Annotated in this window: 16 protein-coding genes; 10 read left to right on the plus strand and 6 right to left on the minus strand. The window is 71.0% G+C overall.

Going from position 1 to position 14,887, the window contains the following annotated elements; translation table 11 throughout:
• The first annotated feature begins 180 nt into the window (after nt 1–180).
• From DEJ27_RS17240 to DEJ27_RS17250, 3 genes are read left to right on the plus strand one after another with little or no spacing between them, the layout of a single operon-like run.
• Nucleotides 181–1,014, plus strand: coding sequence for a Sir2 family NAD-dependent protein deacetylase (locus DEJ27_RS17240; protein ID WP_111091541.1), 834 nt, complete (start codon nt 181–183; stop codon nt 1,012–1,014).
• A 52-nt stretch (nt 1,015–1,066) separates the two neighbouring features.
• The gene (locus DEJ27_RS17245) at nt 1,067–1,705 is read left to right on the plus strand and encodes a histidine phosphatase family protein (RefSeq protein ID WP_110862769.1); all 639 of its coding nucleotides are present in this window, start codon (nt 1,067–1,069) and stop codon (nt 1,703–1,705) included.
• A gap of 48 nt (nt 1,706–1,753) precedes the next feature.
• Nucleotides 1,754–2,485 (plus strand): hypothetical protein, encoded by a 732-nt coding sequence (locus DEJ27_RS17250; protein ID WP_111091539.1) that lies wholly within the window; start codon nt 1,754–1,756, stop codon nt 2,483–2,485.
• Nucleotides 2,486–2,560: 75 nt separating this feature from the next.
• Here the strand turns inward: DEJ27_RS17250 and DEJ27_RS17255 are convergent, their stop codons facing one another.
• Complete coding sequence (locus tag DEJ27_RS17255) at nt 2,561–3,631, minus strand: glycosyltransferase family 1 protein (RefSeq protein WP_110862789.1); 1,071 nt, start codon at nt 3,629–3,631, stop codon at nt 2,561–2,563.
• A gap of 5 nt (nt 3,632–3,636) precedes the next feature.
• Nucleotides 3,637–4,629, minus strand: coding sequence for an alpha/beta fold hydrolase (locus DEJ27_RS17260; protein WP_258370027.1), 993 nt, complete (start codon nt 4,627–4,629; stop codon nt 3,637–3,639).
• Nucleotides 4,630–4,743: 114 nt separating this feature from the next.
• On the opposite strand from DEJ27_RS17260, the gene treS reads away from it, so the two are divergent.
• Both treS and DEJ27_RS17270 read left to right on the plus strand, forming a co-directional pair.
• Entirely contained in the window at nt 4,744–6,453 is a 1,710-nt protein-coding gene (treS, locus tag DEJ27_RS17265) for a maltose alpha-D-glucosyltransferase (RefSeq protein ID WP_110862788.1), read from the plus strand.
• 35 nt (nt 6,454–6,488) lie between these two features.
• Nucleotides 6,489–7,235 (plus strand): 3'-5' exonuclease, encoded by a 747-nt coding sequence (locus tag DEJ27_RS17270; protein WP_111223637.1) that lies wholly within the window; start codon nt 6,489–6,491, stop codon nt 7,233–7,235.
• Nucleotides 7,236–7,414: 179 nt separating this feature from the next.
• Here DEJ27_RS17270 and DEJ27_RS17275 read toward each other — a convergent pair whose 3' ends face one another.
• The 3 genes from DEJ27_RS17275 to glgA form a co-directional block, all read right to left on the minus strand.
• Nucleotides 7,415–7,663: a type B 50S ribosomal protein L31 gene (locus DEJ27_RS17275; protein WP_017887280.1), complete on the minus strand. Its 249-nt coding sequence runs from the start codon at nt 7,661–7,663 to the stop codon at nt 7,415–7,417.
• Nucleotides 7,664–7,765: 102 nt separating this feature from the next.
• Nucleotides 7,766–8,548 carry an ABC transporter ATP-binding protein gene (locus DEJ27_RS17280; protein ID WP_110862767.1) on the minus strand — a complete coding sequence of 261 codons (783 nt, stop codon included), beginning with the start codon at nt 8,546–8,548 and terminating at the stop codon, nt 7,766–7,768.
• A gap of 9 nt (nt 8,549–8,557) precedes the next feature.
• Complete coding sequence (glgA, locus tag DEJ27_RS17285; RefSeq protein ID WP_027465670.1) at nt 8,558–9,757, minus strand: glycogen synthase; 1,200 nt, start codon at nt 9,755–9,757, stop codon at nt 8,558–8,560.
• Between the two features lie 47 nt (nt 9,758–9,804).
• Between glgA and DEJ27_RS17290 the strand changes: the two genes are divergently transcribed.
• Nucleotides 9,805–11,046, plus strand: a complete 1,242-nt coding sequence (locus DEJ27_RS17290) for a glucose-1-phosphate adenylyltransferase (protein WP_027465671.1) — start codon at nt 9,805–9,807, stop codon at nt 11,044–11,046.
• A gap of 98 nt (nt 11,047–11,144) precedes the next feature.
• A complete protein-coding gene (serB, locus tag DEJ27_RS17295) occupies nt 11,145–11,783 on the plus strand; it encodes a phosphoserine phosphatase SerB (RefSeq protein ID WP_111091540.1) in 639 nt (212 codons plus the stop codon).
• A gap of 105 nt (nt 11,784–11,888) precedes the next feature.
• On the opposite strand, the gene fabG is transcribed toward serB, so the two are convergent.
• Nucleotides 11,889–12,602: a 3-oxoacyl-ACP reductase FabG gene (gene fabG / locus DEJ27_RS17300; protein ID WP_027465673.1), complete on the minus strand. Its 714-nt coding sequence runs from the start codon at nt 12,600–12,602 to the stop codon at nt 11,889–11,891.
• 165 nt (nt 12,603–12,767) lie between these two features.
• Between fabG and DEJ27_RS17305 the strand changes: the two genes are divergently transcribed.
• From DEJ27_RS17305 to DEJ27_RS17315, 3 genes are read left to right on the plus strand one after another with little or no spacing between them, the layout of a single operon-like run.
• Nucleotides 12,768–13,190: a DUF3099 domain-containing protein gene (locus DEJ27_RS17305; RefSeq protein WP_051596733.1), complete on the plus strand. Its 423-nt coding sequence runs from the start codon at nt 12,768–12,770 to the stop codon at nt 13,188–13,190.
• Nucleotides 13,190–13,498 (plus strand): hypothetical protein, encoded by a 309-nt coding sequence (locus DEJ27_RS17310; RefSeq protein WP_371830589.1) that lies wholly within the window; start codon nt 13,190–13,192, stop codon nt 13,496–13,498. Before DEJ27_RS17305 ends, DEJ27_RS17310 begins: the two co-directional genes overlap by 1 nt.
• Nucleotides 13,495–14,460: an SURF1 family protein gene (locus DEJ27_RS17315; RefSeq protein WP_110862765.1), complete on the plus strand. Its 966-nt coding sequence runs from the start codon at nt 13,495–13,497 to the stop codon at nt 14,458–14,460. Before DEJ27_RS17310 ends, DEJ27_RS17315 begins: the two co-directional genes overlap by 4 nt.
• Nucleotides 14,461–14,887 lie beyond the last annotated feature (427 nt).

Below are 14,887 nucleotides of genomic sequence, written 5' to 3' on the forward strand. Positions count from 1 at the left end.
GTCCCGGTCGCTTCCCAGGCGGAGCGGAACATCGGCGGGCCGGCGCTGGCGCGGGTCCGCCGATGTTCCGCTCCGCCTGGGAAGCGACCGGGACGGTCGGGTGTTGAGGGTACCGTGAACAGGGTGCTGGATGATGCTGCGTCGACGACCGGACCGACCACCGGGGCGGCCGCCGGGTCGGTGACCGCCGACGACCTGGACCGCGTCGTCGAGGTGCTCGCGGGCAAGCGCATCGCCGTGCTCTCCGGTGCCGGTCTGAGCACCGACTCCGGCATCCCCGACTACCGCGGCGCCGGGCGGGTGGTGCGCAAGCCGATGACGTTCCAGGAGTTCCTGGCCGACCCCGCGAAACGCCAGCGCTACTGGGCCGGATCGCACCTGGGCTGGCGGAGCTTCGCGTCCGCCGTGCCGAACGACGGGCACCGGGCGCTCGCCGCACTCGAGGACGCCGGGATCGTCGCCGGGGTCATCACGCAGAACGTCGACGGCCTGCACCTGCGCGCCGGGTCCCGCCGCGTCGTCGAGATCCACGGCTCGATGGACCGCGCCGTGTGCCTGCGGTGCGGCCAGGTGTTCTCCCGCTCCGACCTCGCCGCCACCATCGACCGGGCGAACCCCTGGATCGACGAGCCCGGGTCCGTGCAGCTGCAACCGGACGGCGACGTCGAGATCACCGACGTCGAGCGGTTCGTCGTTCCCGCGTGCTCCGTGTGCGGCGGCGACCTGAAGCCCGACGTCGTGTTCTTCGGCGAGTTCGTGCCGGCCGAGAAGTTCCGCGAGGCCGTGTCGATCGTCGCCGACGCCGACGCGCTGCTCGTCGTCGGTTCGTCCCTCACCGTGAACTCGGGCGTGCGGCTGGTCGACCACGCCGCGCGTCGCAAGAACCCGGTGGTCATCGTGAACCGCGGCGAGACCCGCAGTGACCGCCGGGCCGCCGTGAAGCTCGACGCCGGCACCACCGAGACGCTCGTGCACCTGGCGGAGCGGCTCAGCGCGGCGGCATCGACCGACTAGCCGGTCGCGGTCGACGGACGCGCCTGCCGGGCGCGTCTGCGAAGATCGTCGGGTGACGACCCTCCTGTACCTCGTCCGGCACGGCGAGACCGACTGGAACGCGCAGCGCCGCATCCAGGGCTCGACGGACATCCCGCTCAACGACACCGGTCGACGGCAGGCCGCCGAGGCCGCCGAGCTCCTGACCCGCCGGCCGTTCGACGCCGTGGTCGCGTCCCCGCTCTCGCGTGCGGCCGAGACGGGCGCGATCATCGCCGACCGCCTGGGCCTCGACGCGCCGACGACGTACCCGGGCCTGGCGGAGCGCTCCTACGGCGAGGCCGAGGGGCTGACCGACGACGAGGTGTCGGCACGGTACCCGCACGACGACATCCCCGGTCGGGAGTCCCGCTCCGCGCTGCTCGCCCGCGTCACCGAGACCCTCGGCGAGATCGCGGTCCGGTTCGATGCCGGCGTCGTCGTGGTCGCGACCCACGGGGCGGTGATCCGCACCGTCGTGAACGCCGCTGCCCCCGGCACCGCCGACCGCCGCCACACCCCGATCCGGAACGGGTCCATCCACTCGTTCCGGTGGGACCCCGAACGCTTCCACGCGGAACTCGTCCGGTTCGACGACCCGATCGACGACGTGTCCGACGCCACCGGTGGGTCGGCGTTCGAGTACCAGAACCCCTTGGAACGCCGGGGCTGACCGGGGGCTAGGCTCCGACGCACCCGCACACCGGGTGAGGGGAGCCACATGTCCGACGACGGAACCAGCCGACACGGCCAGCATGCCCTCGACCAGCAGGACGACGACCTCGACCGGGTGTTCGGTCCCGAGACGGCGAGCGTCCCGAACCGCACCCGGGCGCGCACCTGGTTCATCATCGGCGGGAGTGTCCTGGCGGTCGCCGCGGTCATCGCGGTGGTGCTCGGCTCGATCATCGGGAGCGTCCAGAACGGCATCGGCGGGGTCTTCCCGCGGCCGGACGTCGCGCTCGACCGGTTCGACACGCGGGTGAGTGCCCTGCCCGGCGTCACCGACGTGCGGCACCACACACCGTCGAAGACCGCGTTCGCGAGCTACGACGCCGTCGCCACCGTCCGCGCCGACCCCACGCTCGACACCGCTGCGCGGGGCGAGCTGGTCGCAGCCATCAGTCGGGCTGCCGACGAGTCGGGCGGCAACGGGGTCCGGGTCGTCGTGATCGCCGACCTCGGCAACCTCGAGATCGGCGTCACCGGTGCCGGCGAGGTCGCGGCGAAGCGCCTGGCACTGGCGGACACGCTCGACCACATCGGCGGTGTCACCGAGGTCCGCTGCTCGTGGGAGCGCGGCGGGGACGCCTCCGACGCCGAGGGCGACCAGTCCATCGTCGTGCGGACCCCGAGACGGGGTGCCGCGGTGCCGCCGATCGTGTCGCGGGTGACCCAGGAGACGCACAGGGTGTTCCCCGGGGCGGACGTGCAGGTCATCGCGCCGGAGTGATCGTACGGTGGTCCTGCGGTGGCCCCGGGGTGGTCGCCCGTGGTTCCGCGGGCGACGTGGAACCAGCGCCAGCCCTCAGCCCCGCCGGTCCCCCACGGCCCGCTCGACGGCCCGGACGACCTGCTCCGCCGAGTCCCGCCACCGGAACCGGCCGGCACGCTCGATCGACTGCCGCGAGGCCTCGTCCCACCGTTCCTCGACCCGCCGGACGGCAGCGGCGACCGCGGACGGCGACGCCGGGTCGAAGTACTCCGCAGCGGAGCCGCCGATCTCCCGGAAGATCGGGATGTCGCTGACGACGACGGGGGTCCCGACGCCCATCGCCTCGACGAGCGGGATGCCGAACCCCTCGTCGTACGACGCGGTCGCCAGCGCCGTGGCCGAACGGAGCACGGACAGGTACTCCTCGTCGGTGGCACCGTCGTGGAACACGATCGCCCCCGCGGGAGCGAGCCCCTCCAGCCGTGTCCGGTCGGCGTCGGACACCCGCGACATGCAGTGCAGCGTCCAGTCCGCCCCGAGGAGCGGGAGCGCCGCCGCGAGCGTCTCGACGTTCTTGTAGGGCATGAACGAGCCCATGTAGACGAGCGAGCGTTCGCGTGGCGCTCCGGTCGCCCGCGGTGTCGCCGGGTCGGCCGCGTTGTAGGCGACCGTCACGGGCCGCTTCGTCAGCCGGTGCTCGGCGATCAGCCCGGCGGTCGTCTCCGACACCGTCACCACCCCGTCGGCGCCGTTCAGCAGGAACCGCTGCGGCGCCCAGGACAGGTGGAACGCCCGCCAGCCGAGCCGCAGCGGCCACGAGAACTCCCGCGGGGGTGTGCGGTTGCGGTAGTAGATCAGGTCGTGCAGCGTCAGGACGAGCGCGTACCGACGACCCCGCGAACCCATCGTCTGCATCGGCGAGAACACCGCGTCGAGCCCGAGCCGGTTGACGCGCCGGGCGACCAGCGGCTCCCCCGCGTCCGTCGGTGCGGGCAGCAGCTCCCACGGCAGGTCGCTCGGCAGCGACTCGAGCTGGCGCTCGTCGCTGACGAGCAGCACGTACTCGTGCCGCTCCGGCAGGTGCGCGACGACCCCGGCGGTGAACCGGCTGATGCCGTCGTGCCGGCCGATCCGCACGTACCGGCAGTCGATGCCGATGCGCAGGCGCGTCACGACGCGTCCGCCGTCCGGGAGGCCCGCCCCGCCCCCGACGGTCGGCGGTCCGTGGCGGCCGCGCCGCGTCCAGTTCGTCCCTGCCGTCCGGCACGTCCGGTCGTGTCCGCCATCCGGCGGAGCACCGCCGCCGCGGCCGGAGCCGGCGTCTCGTAGTGCACCAGGTGGCCGACACCCGGGATCACGACGAGCTCGGCGTCACGGAGACGCTCGGCGAGTGCGCGCTGTTCGGGGACGGCGGTGATGTCGTCGTGCTCGGCCGCGACGAGCAGCACGGGCACGTGGATCCGGTCGGCGTACTCGGACACGTCGTGGGTGACCGAGGTGCGGAACGCCTCGAGCACGCTCGTGCGGTTCGCGAAGGCCGAGAAGTAGCGGTCGTGCTGGTCGTGCACCCATCGGCGGACGGCGGGGTCGTGGGACTTCAGCATCGCGATGCTCATCGCCCGGACGATCGCGCCGTTCCGCAGGATCCCGAGCCCGATCGGCTTCGGCAGCACCGCGCCGGCGCGGTAGTACCCGATCGCGATCGCGGTCCCGACGGCACGCGGTCCCTGCAGGGCCGGGGCCGCGATGGGGTTGACGAGGACGAGCAGTCGGGTGTCGAGCCCGGCGGCGACGGTGGCCGACACCACGATCGACCCGAACGAGTGCCCGAGCACCACGGTGTCGCGGCCGAGCCCGAGCGCGGCGTGGAACCCGTTCAGCCAGACCACGTACGCGTCGATGTCCGACACCGGCAGCGGATCGGACACGCCGAAGCCGGGCAGGTCCGGCACGATCACGCGCGCACCCTGCAGGTGCGCGGCGATGGTCTCGAGACCGTGGTGGTCCCCGCGGAACCCGTGCACGGCGAGCACGGTGCGATCCGAGTCCTCGGGCCCGTAGACCCAGTAGTGCGTGGTCCGGCCGTCGACCTGGACGGCCCGGTGCACGACCGGGGTGGCGGCCATCAACGACTGGTACGGGGAGAGCACGGGCGGTTGCATCCGCGCCAGTCTAGGGAGCGAACCGCACGAAACCCCGGACACCCGCAGCATCTCGCGCCTATCGTGTCCGGGGCGGGCCGCAAGACCGGTCCGTCGACGACGACGAGGAGCACGGTGACCTTCACAGCCCCGATCCAGCTGCCCGGCCTGACGCTCGACCCGCAGTGGTACAAGCGCTCGGTCTTCTACGAGTGCATGATCCGGTCGTTCGTCGACTCCAACGGGGACGGTATCGGCGACATCCAGGGCGTGATCGGCAAGCTCGACTACCTGCAGTGGCTCGGCGTGGACGCCCTGTGGCTGCCGCCGTTCTTCCAGTCGCCGATGCGCGACGGCGGCTACGACATCGCCGACTACAAGGCGATCCTGCCGGAGTTCGGCACGCTCGACGACTTCCGCGAGCTCGTCACGAAGTCGCACGAGCGGAACATGCGCATCGTGATCGACATGGTGATCAACCACACCAGCGACCAGCACGAGTGGTTCCAGCAGTCCCGCGAGGACCCGGACGGCCCCTACGGCGACTTCTACGTCTGGCGGGACACCGACGAGGACTACTCGAACATCCGCATCATCTTCGTCGACACCGAGGAGTCCAACTGGACCTTCGACCCGGTCCGACGACAGTTCTTCTTCCACCGCTTCTTCTCGCACCAGCCCGACCTGAACTTCGAGAACCCGGCGGTCATCGAGGCGATCTACGACGTCGTCCGGCACTGGCTCGACATGGGCGTCGACGGGCTCCGGCTCGACGCGATCCCGTACCTGTTCGAGTCGGAAGAGGGCAACGGCGAGGGCGAGCCGGAGACCCACGAGTTCATCAAGAAGCTCCGCGCGATGGTCGACGACGAGTACCCCGGTCGTGTGCTCCTGGCCGAGGCGAACCAGTGGCCGCGCGAGACGGCGGCGTTCTTCGGCACCGACGAGGAGCCCGAGTGCCACATGGCGTTCGACTTCCCGGTGATGCCGCGCATCTTCTACTCGCTCCGTGCCCAGCACGCCGCCGAGCTCAAGGCGATCCTGTCCGAGACCCTCGACGTGCCGGCCAGCGCGGCGTGGGGCGTCTTCCTCCGCAACCACGACGAGCTCACGCTCGAGATGGTGAGCGAGGAGTACCGGCAGGCGATGTACGGCTGGTACGGCTACGACCCGCGGATGCGCTCGAACATCGGTATCCGCCGTCGTCTCGCGCCCCTGCTCGACAACTCCCGCGCCGAGCTCGAGCTCATCCACGCGCTGCTGTTCTCGCTGCCCGGATCACCGTTCCTGTACTACGGCGACGAGATCGGGATGGGCGACAACATCTGGCTGCCGGACCGCGACTCGTCGCGCACGCCGATGCAGTGGACGCCGGACCGCAACGCCGGCTTCTCGACCGCCGACCCGGGCAAGCTCTACCTGCCCGTCGTCCAGTCGCTCGTGTACAACTACGCGCAGGTCAACGTCGAGGCGCAGCTCGCCCAGTCCCGCTCACTGCTGCACTGGGTCCGGAACGTCATCCACACGCGGAAGGCCCACCCGGTGTTCGGCCTCGGGTCCCTGCACGTGCAGGAGACCTCGAACGACTCGGTGCTCGCCTTCGTCCGCTCGTGGGAGGGCTCCGGCCAGCAGTTCGGCCCGTCCGCCGAGGACGTCCTGTGCGTGTTCTCGTTCGCGACGAACCCGACCTCGGTCACGGTGTCCGCTCCGCAGTTCGCGGGGCGTCCGCTCTACGACCTGTTCGGCGGCGGCTCGTTCCCGTCCTTCGACGAGGACGGCAACGTGACGCTGACCATGGGCACGCAGTCGTTCTACTGGCTGCACGTCGGCGCGCCGACCCGGTAGTCGGGGGTGTCGGTGCGTCCCGTTAGCCTGACCGCGTGACGTTCCCCACAGCACAGCTCGACGCGCCCGCTCCGTCCCAGGACCTCACGGGTCGCCCCTGGTGGCACGCGCTGGGCGTCTTCGACCTCGAGACCACCGGGGTCGACGTCGAGACGGCCCGCATCGTCACAGCCCACGTCGGCCTCATCGACATGACCGGGGCCTCCATCGTCGAGGGTGCCTGGATAGCCGACCCCGGCGTGCCGATCCCCGAGGGCGCCGCCGCCGTGCACGGCTACACGACCGAGCGCGCCCAGGCCGAGGGGCGTCCCGCGGCCGAGGTCGTGGCCGAGATCATCGCCGCGATCGAGGCCGTGTTCGCACGGGGCATCCCGCTGGTGATCTACAACGCCCCGTACGACCTCACCGTCCTCGACCGCGAAGCGAAGCGGCACGGGTTCGCCTCCCCCGTCATCGGCAACGTCGTCGACCCGCTGGTGATCGACAAGGCACTCGACACCTTCCGCAAGGGCAAGCGCACGCTCGAAGCCGCGTCCGAGCTCTACGGCGTCACGCTCGACGACGCGCACGACGCCGGAGCCGACGCGATCGCTGCCGGGCGTGTCGCCCAGGCCATCGCGGGCAAGTACCCGGACGAGCTCGGCATCTCCGCCGAAGAACTCCACCGCAAGCAGGTCGGCTGGTGTGCCGAGCAGGCCACCTCGTTCCAGGACTACATGCGCAAGAAGCGCGACCCGACGTTCACCGCCGACGGCCGCTGGCCCCACCGCAACGGCGCCTGACCCCGCACGGCCCCCGCAAGACACCGGTGTTCGCGCGCCGAACACCCGCAGAACGCGGCGTGACGCGCCAACACCGGTGTTCCGCATTCCGGGGCACACCGCACCCGCCCGCGGCCGCACAACGCGAACGGGCGGCCCTCCCGGAGGAGGACCGCCCGTGGGCGCTGCGTGGGGGCTTCTTACTTGCTGAAGCCCTTGAAGCGCTGGTTGAACTTCTCGACGCGACCGGCCGAGTCGAGGATGCGCTGCTTGCCCGTGTAGAACGGGTGCGAAGCGGACGAGATCTCGACGTCGATGACCGGGTAGGTCGCACCGTCGAGCTCGATGGTCTTGTCGCTGTTCGCGGTCGAACGCGTCAGGAACGTCTCACCGGAGGCCAGGTCACGGAAGACGATGGCGCGGTACTCGGGGTGGGTGTCGGTCTTCATGGAGATTCCTCGATAGCGGTGATGGGATTGCGCGAACTGCGCGGGAAGTCGTCGGCTTGCGCCAGCCGTCCACGATACCAGAGAGACGGCGGGATCGCAGCGCTACGCGGCGCGTGCCGTGTAGCGACCGGCGTCCTTGGTGACCGAGAGGTCGATGCCGAACGCCTCGGTCAGGGTCTGGTCCGTCAGGACCTCGTCGATCGGGCCTGCGGCCTGCACGTGGCCGTCGGCGAGGACGAGCGCGTGGGTGAACCCGGCCGGGATCTCCTCGACGTGGTGGGTCACGATGACGATGGCCGGCGAGTCCGTGCTCTGGGCGTAGCCGCCGAGGGTGCGGACGAGGCTCTCGCGGGCGCCGAGGTCGAGCGACGCGGCCGGTTCGTCGAGGAACAGGATCTCCGGGTCGGTCATCACGGCACGGGCGATCTGCACGCGCTTCTGCTCGCCGTCGCTGAGGTCGCCGAACGTGCGGTCGGAGAAGGACCCCAGGCCCCACTCCTCGAGCACGCGCTGCGCACGGCGGACGTCGAGCTCCTCGTACTCCTCGTTCCAGCGACCCGTCACCGAGTACGCCGCGGTGAGCACGACGTCGATGACCTTCTCGGTCACCGGGATGCGGCGTGCCAGCGCGGTCGACGCGAAACCGATGCGCGGGCGGAGCTCGAACAGGTCGGCGCCGCCGAGTTCGGTACCGAGCACCTCGACGTCGCCCGAGGTCGGGAACGTCTGGGCGCCGGCAATCTGCAGCAGCGTGGTCTTGCCGGCACCGTTCGCGCCGAGCACGACCCAGCGTTCGTCGTCCTGCACCTCCCACGAGATCGCGTCGAGGATGGTGGCCCCGTTGCGGACCACGGAGACGTCTGACAAGCGCACGACCGAGGGCATGCGACCAGCCTACGGGTTCTGGCCGAGCACCTGGTCGTAGACCTGCCGTGTCCTGGTGGCGATCGCGTCCCAGGTGAACTCCGTCTCGACACGGAGCCGTCCGGCGCGCCCCATGAGCTTCGCCAGCCCCTCGTCGGCGAGCACCTCGGTGAGGGTCGCGGCGAGGTCGGCCACGAAGCGGTCGGGATCGGTCGGGGTGCCGGTGCCGTCCTGCACCTGGTCGATCGGGACGATGCGGCCGGTGAGCCCGTCGGCGACGACCTCGGGGATGCCCCCGGTGCCCGTGCCGACGACCGGGATGCCGCACGCCATCGCCTCGAGGTTCACGATGCCGAGCGGCTCGTAGACCGACGGGCACACGAACACGGTGCCCGAGGACAGCACGTTCACGATCTCCTGGTGCGCGAGCATCCGGTCGATCCAGACGACGCCCTCACGGTCGGCCCGGAGCCCGTCGACGAGCTCGGTGACCTCGGCCAGGATCTCGGGGGTGTCCGGCGCGCCGGCGCACAGCACGATCTGCACGTCCGACGGCAGCGACGCCACGGCGCGGAGCAGGTACGGCAGGCCCTTCTGCCGGGTGATGCGTCCGACGAACACGACGCTCGGGCGCGTCGGGTCGATGCCGAGGGCGCGCACGGCGTCCTCGTCGACGGTCGGCTTCCACGCGTCGATGTCGATGCCGTTGTAGACGACGTGGACCTTCGCCGGGTCGATCGACGGGTACGAGCGCAGGATGTCCGCGCGCATGGCCTTCGAGACCGCGATGACGCCGTCGGCGTGCTCGAACGCCTCGCGCTCCATCCAGCTGGACAGGCGGTAGCCGCCGCCGAGCTGCTCGGCCTTCCACGGGCGGAGCGGCTCGAGGCTGTGGGCGGTGACGATGTGGGGGATGCCGTAGGTCAGCTGCGCGATCCGGCCCGCGGAGTTCGCGTACCAGGTGTGCGAGTGCACGAGGTCGGCGCCCTCGACGTCGGCCGCGATGGCCACGTCGGTGCCGAGGGCCTGCAGCGCGCCGTTCGCCTGGCCGAGGCCGTCCGGGGTCCGGTAGCCCCACACGTCGGGTTCGTCACGGAAGGCCCCGAAGGCCCGGACACGGACTTCCGTGTCCGTCCCCGACCGCAACGCGGCGGTGAGTTCGGACACGTGGACACCCGCTCCGCCGTAGACCTCCGGCGGATACTCCCTGGTCAGCAGATCGACTCGCACTGGTTCAACGTAACCGGTTCCCAGTGCTGACGCCTACTGTGAGCGGCATGGCACCAAAGAAGGTCTTCGGCATCGTGCTCGCCGGCGGCGAGGGCAAACGACTCATGCCGCTCACGGCCGATCGCGCGAAGCCCGCCGTCCCGTTCGGCGGCAACTTCCGTCTCATCGACTTCGCACTGTCGAACCTGGTCAACTCCGGTCTGCAGAAGATCGTCGTCCTGACCCAGTACAAGTCGCACAGTCTCGACCGGCACGTCGCGGAGACCTGGCGCATGGAGGGGCTTCTCGGCTCCTACGTCGCGTCCGTCCCCGCGCAGCAGCGGCTCGGCAAGCGCTGGTTCGCCGGCTCGGCCGACGCGATCCTGCAGTCGCTCAACCTGCTGCGCGACGAACGCCCCGACATCGTCGTCGTCGTCGGTGCGGACCACGTGTACCGGATGGACTTCCACCAGATGGTCGAGGCGCACATCGCCTCCGGCCGCAGTGCCACGGTGGCGGCGATCCGTCAGCCGATCGGGCTCGCCGACCAGTTCGGCGTGATCCAGGTGGCCGACGACGACCCCACGAAGATCGAGGCGTTCCTCGAGAAGCCGAAGGACGCCGTCGGTCTGGCCGACTCCCCCGGCGAGATCCTGGCCTCGATGGGCAACTACGTGTTCAACGCGGACGCCCTCGTCGACGCGGTCCTGCGGGACGGCCAGCTCGAGACCTCGGCCCACGACATGGGCGGCGACATCGTCCCCGACTTCGTGGACCGCGGCGACGCCGGCGTGTACGACCTGCAGCGCAACGAGGTCCCCGGTTCCACCGACCGCGACAAGTACTACTGGCGTGACGTGGGCACCATCGACTCGTTCTTCGATGCCCACATGGACCTCATCGCCCCGGTCCCGGTCTTCAACCTGTACAACCAGGACTGGCCGATCTTCAACCAGCAGACGAACCTGCCGCCGGCGAAGTTCGTCCGCGACGCGAACGGCAACACCGGGTCCACGGTGGACTCGCTCGTGTCGCTCGGCTGCCTGGTGTCGGGTGCGCAGGTCGAGCGCAGCATGATCGGGCCCTGGTGCTCGATCGACTCCGGCGCGAAGGTCCTCGACTCGATCGTGTTCGAGCGCGCCACCATCGGCGCCGGGGCGGTCGTCAACCGCGCCATCCTCGACAAGGACGTCGTCCTCGCACCGGGTGCGCAGGTCGGCGTCGACCGGGAGGCCGACGAGGCGCGCGGCTTCACCGTCACCGAGTCCGGCATCACCGTGGTCGGCAAGGGCGTCCGCGTCGACGCGTAGGGCAAAGCATCCGGGGCGCAGCCCCGGACGGACGGCCTGGAGGCACGGCTCGCGTCACGGACGCGGCCGTGCCTTTGGTCTGTCGGTACCGTTGGTGCGTGCCCCGCTTCCTCGTCGTCCTCGATGCCGATTCCACCCTCCTCGAGGACGAGGTGATCGAACTGCTCGCCGACAGCGCCGGGACCCGGCCACAGGTGGCGGCGATCACGGAGCGCGCCATGCGCGGGGAACTCGACTTCGCCGAGAGCCTCCGGGAGCGTGTCGCGACCCTGGCGGGCCTCCAGGCAGACGTCTTCGCCCGGGCACAGCAGGCGGTCCGTGTGACGCGGGGCGCTTACCAGCTCGTCCGTGGGGTGCACGCCGCCGGCGGCACCGTCGGCGTGGTGTCCGGCGGGTTCCACGAGGTGCTCGACCCGTTCGCCGAGCAGCTGGGCCTCGATCACTGCCGGGCGAACCGCCTCGAGGTCACCGACGGCGTGCTCACCGGCCGCGTGCTCGGTGACGTGGTCGACGCGCACGCCAAGGCCGTCGCGCTCCGCGAGTGGGCGGATGCGGACGGGGTGGACCCGGCACGGACGATCGCGATCGGCGACGGCGCGAACGACCTCGAGATGATGCGCGTCGCGGCGCTGTCGGTGGCGTTCGACGCGAAGCCGCGCGTGCGGGAGCAGGCGGACGTCGCGGTCGTCGAACGTGACCTGTCCGCCGTGCTCGCGACGCTCGGCCTGCGCGGCTGAGCCGTCCGGGGGCTCGACGCGTCCGGTTCTTCGCGCTCAGCGACAGTTCACGCTCACGACGGCCCGTGAGCTGTCGCTGCGCGCGAAACGACGTCCCGCGTCGGGCTAGTGCCCCATCCCGAGGCCGCCGTCGACGGGGATGATCGCTCCGGAGACGTACCCGGCGCCGTCGCTCGCCAGGAACAGCGTGGCGTCCGCGACGTCGTCGACCGTGCCGTAGCGGGCGGCCGGGATCGCCTTCTTGAACTCGGCCTGCAGCTCGTCGGAGAGCGCGGCGGTCATGTCCGTCTGGATGAAGCCGGGCGCGACGACGTTGGCGGTGATGCCGCGCGAGCCGAGCTCACGCGTGATGGACCGGGCCATGCCGACCAGAGCGGCCTTCGAGGACGCGTAGTTGACCTGGCCGATCTGGCCGTAGGCGCCCACGACGCTCGACATCAGCACGATGCGGCCGAACTTGGCCTTCATCATGCCCTTCGTGGCGCGCTTGACGACGCGGAAGGTGCCCGTGAGGTTCGTGTCGACCACGCTGGTGAAGTCGTCCTCGGACATGCGGAGGAGCAGCTGGTCGTTCGTGATGCCGGCGTTCGCGACGAGGACCTCGATCGGACCGAGCTCGGCCTCGACCTGCGTGAACGCGGCGTCGACGGAGGCCGTGTCGGTGATGTCGGCCTGCACCGTCAGCGCGCCCTCGGGACCACCCTGACCGCTGCGTGACGTCACGGCGACCCGGTGGCCGGCTGCGACGAACCGCTCGGCCAGCGCGTGTCCGATACCGCGGTTGCCGCCGGTGATGAGGACGGTACGGGGGGTGCTCATGGTCGCTCCGTTCGGTGGGATCTGCTCGGCACGCGGTGCCGGGGACCCGGCGGACACGCCCGGACGAGCGTACCGGAGCGGACGACCCCGCCGGTTCGCGCGCGGCGCACCCACGATCGGTCCGGCGGGATTAGGCTTGACCCCGGGTAGACGGAGACCATCTGTATGAAGAGCACGCACACGAGCATCACGTCGCTGCCGGACACACCGGAGCAGGACCGGGCGCACCGCCTGTCCCGCTACGTCTGGCAGATGGCCATCCGAGTGGTCCTCTTCATCTCCGCAGTGCTCGTGTACTCGATCTGGCACTCGTGGTTGGCGGTCATCCCGATCGTCCTGGCCGCGGTGATCCCCTGGGTCGCCGTCGTCATCGCGAACGCCGGCAGCCGGACCGAGAGCGACATGATCTCCCCCGCCGGGTCCATCGAGCTCTACGACGCCGTCGACCCGCGTCTCCGCGAACAGCAGGAGGACGCCCGGGCGCAGGCCTACCGTGACGAGCAGGACCGCCTCCGCCAGCAGGCGCAGCACGCGCAGGACGAGTGGCAGCGCAACGGCGACCGATCGAAGATGTGGGGACCCCGCTGATGGGTGCGACGTTCGACCTGCAGACGGAACCCGGATCCACCCCGGTCTGCTCACGCGCCGGTTGCGTGTCGACGGCCGGGTGGCGTGTGAACTGGCGCAACCCCCGGATCCACGCGATCGACCGCGTGAAGATCTGGGCCGCGTGTGAAGAACACCGCGACTTCCTCGCCGACTACCTGCGGTCCCGCTCGTTCCCGGTGCGGGTCACCGGCATGCACGAGGACGTCGACCACCTCGACGACGAGCGCGAGTCGACCGCGGCGCCGAAGAACGACGTCGGGGTGCGCTCCACCGGCACCTCGCGATGACCGACGGCTTCGACCCGCAGTCCCGGTACGGCCGTAAGCACGCCGCCAAGCTGCAGCGCGCGTCCGCCCAGTCGGGTGCCCCGGCGCAGCAGCACGACCCCCGCGAACCGTTCGTCGGCTGGCGCTTCGTCCGGAGCCGCCGCTGGCTCGGCTACTTCGCGATCGCCGTCGCCTTCGCCGTCGTGTGCGCACTGTTCGGCATGTGGCAGTGGGACCGCCGCAACGAGGCCGTCCGGCAGAACGAGCAGGTCGCGCAGAACTACGACCACACCCCCGTCCCCCTCGACCGGGCGCTGCCGGAGGCCTCGAGCTGGCAGGACGAGCAGGAGTGGCTCCGGGTCGCCGTGACCGGCCGCTACGACGTCGACTCGCAGCTGCTCGTGCGCAACCGCGTGCACAACGGGCAGCCCGGGTTCGAGGTCCTGACGCCCCTGGTCACGGCCGAGGGTCGCGCCTTCATCGTCGACCGTGGGTGGGTGCCGACCGGCAACGCCCAGGACGCCCCCGACCACGTGCCCGCTCCCCCGTCCGGCGAGGTCACCGCGATCGTCCGCCTGCAGCAGAGCGAACCGCGCATTCCCGGCCGGTCCGACCCGAAGGACACCGACCAGGTGCAGTCGGTCACCCTGGCCGACGTGGCGGACAAGGTCGACGACCCGATCTGGACCGGTGCGTACGGGCAGCTCGCCTCCGAATCCCCCGCTCCGGCCGAGGCCCGCCCGCTCGGCTGGGAGCGTCCGAACGCCGACACCGGGCTGCACCTGAGCTACTTCATCCAGTGGTTCATGTTCGCCGCCGGGGGCTTCGGGTTCCTGGCGTACGTGATGGTGCAGGAGTACCGGAACCTCAACCAGGACGACCCGGAGGAGCGCGAGCGCGCCCTCGAGCGCGAACGCCGCAAGAACGCGAAGCCGAAGACCGACGCCGAGATCGAGGACGAGCTCATCGCATCACGTCGCTGACGCGGCGGCTGCGGCTGCGGCTGCGGCTGCGGCAGCGCTACCGGGTACGGACGACGCCGTCGTCTCCCCAGGACGCCGCCGGATTCGGCGGTGTCTCGCCGACAGCGAGGCGTCCCGCCTGCGCGACGGCGTCTCCACGGCCCGACACGGGGCCACGCGGCGAACGGGAGGCCCGGGGCAGCGCCGCCGCGGGCCTCCCGTCCGTCAGCAGCGCACGTCGACGGCCGCTCGCCGCTCCCGACGACCGGTCACGACCTGCCGCAGGTGCGCCCGCGGGCGGTCGCATCTCGTCGAGCGCCACGTCGCCTGCCGACGGTTGGTGACCACTGCGCGCAACTGAGCGGGGTGTCCTGACCGGGCGGACGCGACGAAGGTCCCCCCGCCCGCCCGGTCAGGACACCCCGCTCAGTTGCGCGCAGTGGTCACC

This window comes from Curtobacterium sp. MCPF17_018 (genome assembly GCF_003234135.1).
Lineage (GTDB): Bacteria > Actinomycetota > Actinomycetes > Actinomycetales > Microbacteriaceae > Curtobacterium > Curtobacterium flaccumfaciens.

Coding starts and splice junctions, on each gene's coding strand:
- DEJ27_RS17250 (WP_111091539.1), top strand. CDS start 1,754: ATGTCCGACGACGGAACCAGCCGACACGGCCAGCATGCCCTCGACCAG.
- DEJ27_RS17260 (WP_258370027.1), bottom strand. CDS start 4,629: ATGCAACCGCCCGTGCTCTCCCCGTACCAGTCGTTGATGGCCGCCACC.
- DEJ27_RS17275 (WP_017887280.1), bottom strand. CDS start 7,663: ATGAAGACCGACACCCACCCCGAGTACCGCGCCATCGTCTTCCGTGAC.
- DEJ27_RS17280 (WP_110862767.1), bottom strand. CDS start 8,548: ATGCCCTCGGTCGTGCGCTTGTCAGACGTCTCCGTGGTCCGCAACGGG.
- DEJ27_RS17290 (WP_027465671.1), top strand. CDS start 9,805: ATGGCACCAAAGAAGGTCTTCGGCATCGTGCTCGCCGGCGGCGAGGGC.
- fabG (WP_027465673.1), bottom strand. CDS start 12,602: ATGAGCACCCCCCGTACCGTCCTCATCACCGGCGGCAACCGCGGTATC.
- DEJ27_RS17305 (WP_051596733.1), top strand. CDS start 12,768: ATGAAGAGCACGCACACGAGCATCACGTCGCTGCCGGACACACCGGAG.
- DEJ27_RS17310 (WP_371830589.1), top strand. CDS start 13,190: ATGGGTGCGACGTTCGACCTGCAGACGGAACCCGGATCCACCCCGGTC.
- DEJ27_RS17315 (WP_110862765.1), top strand. CDS start 13,495: ATGACCGACGGCTTCGACCCGCAGTCCCGGTACGGCCGTAAGCACGCC.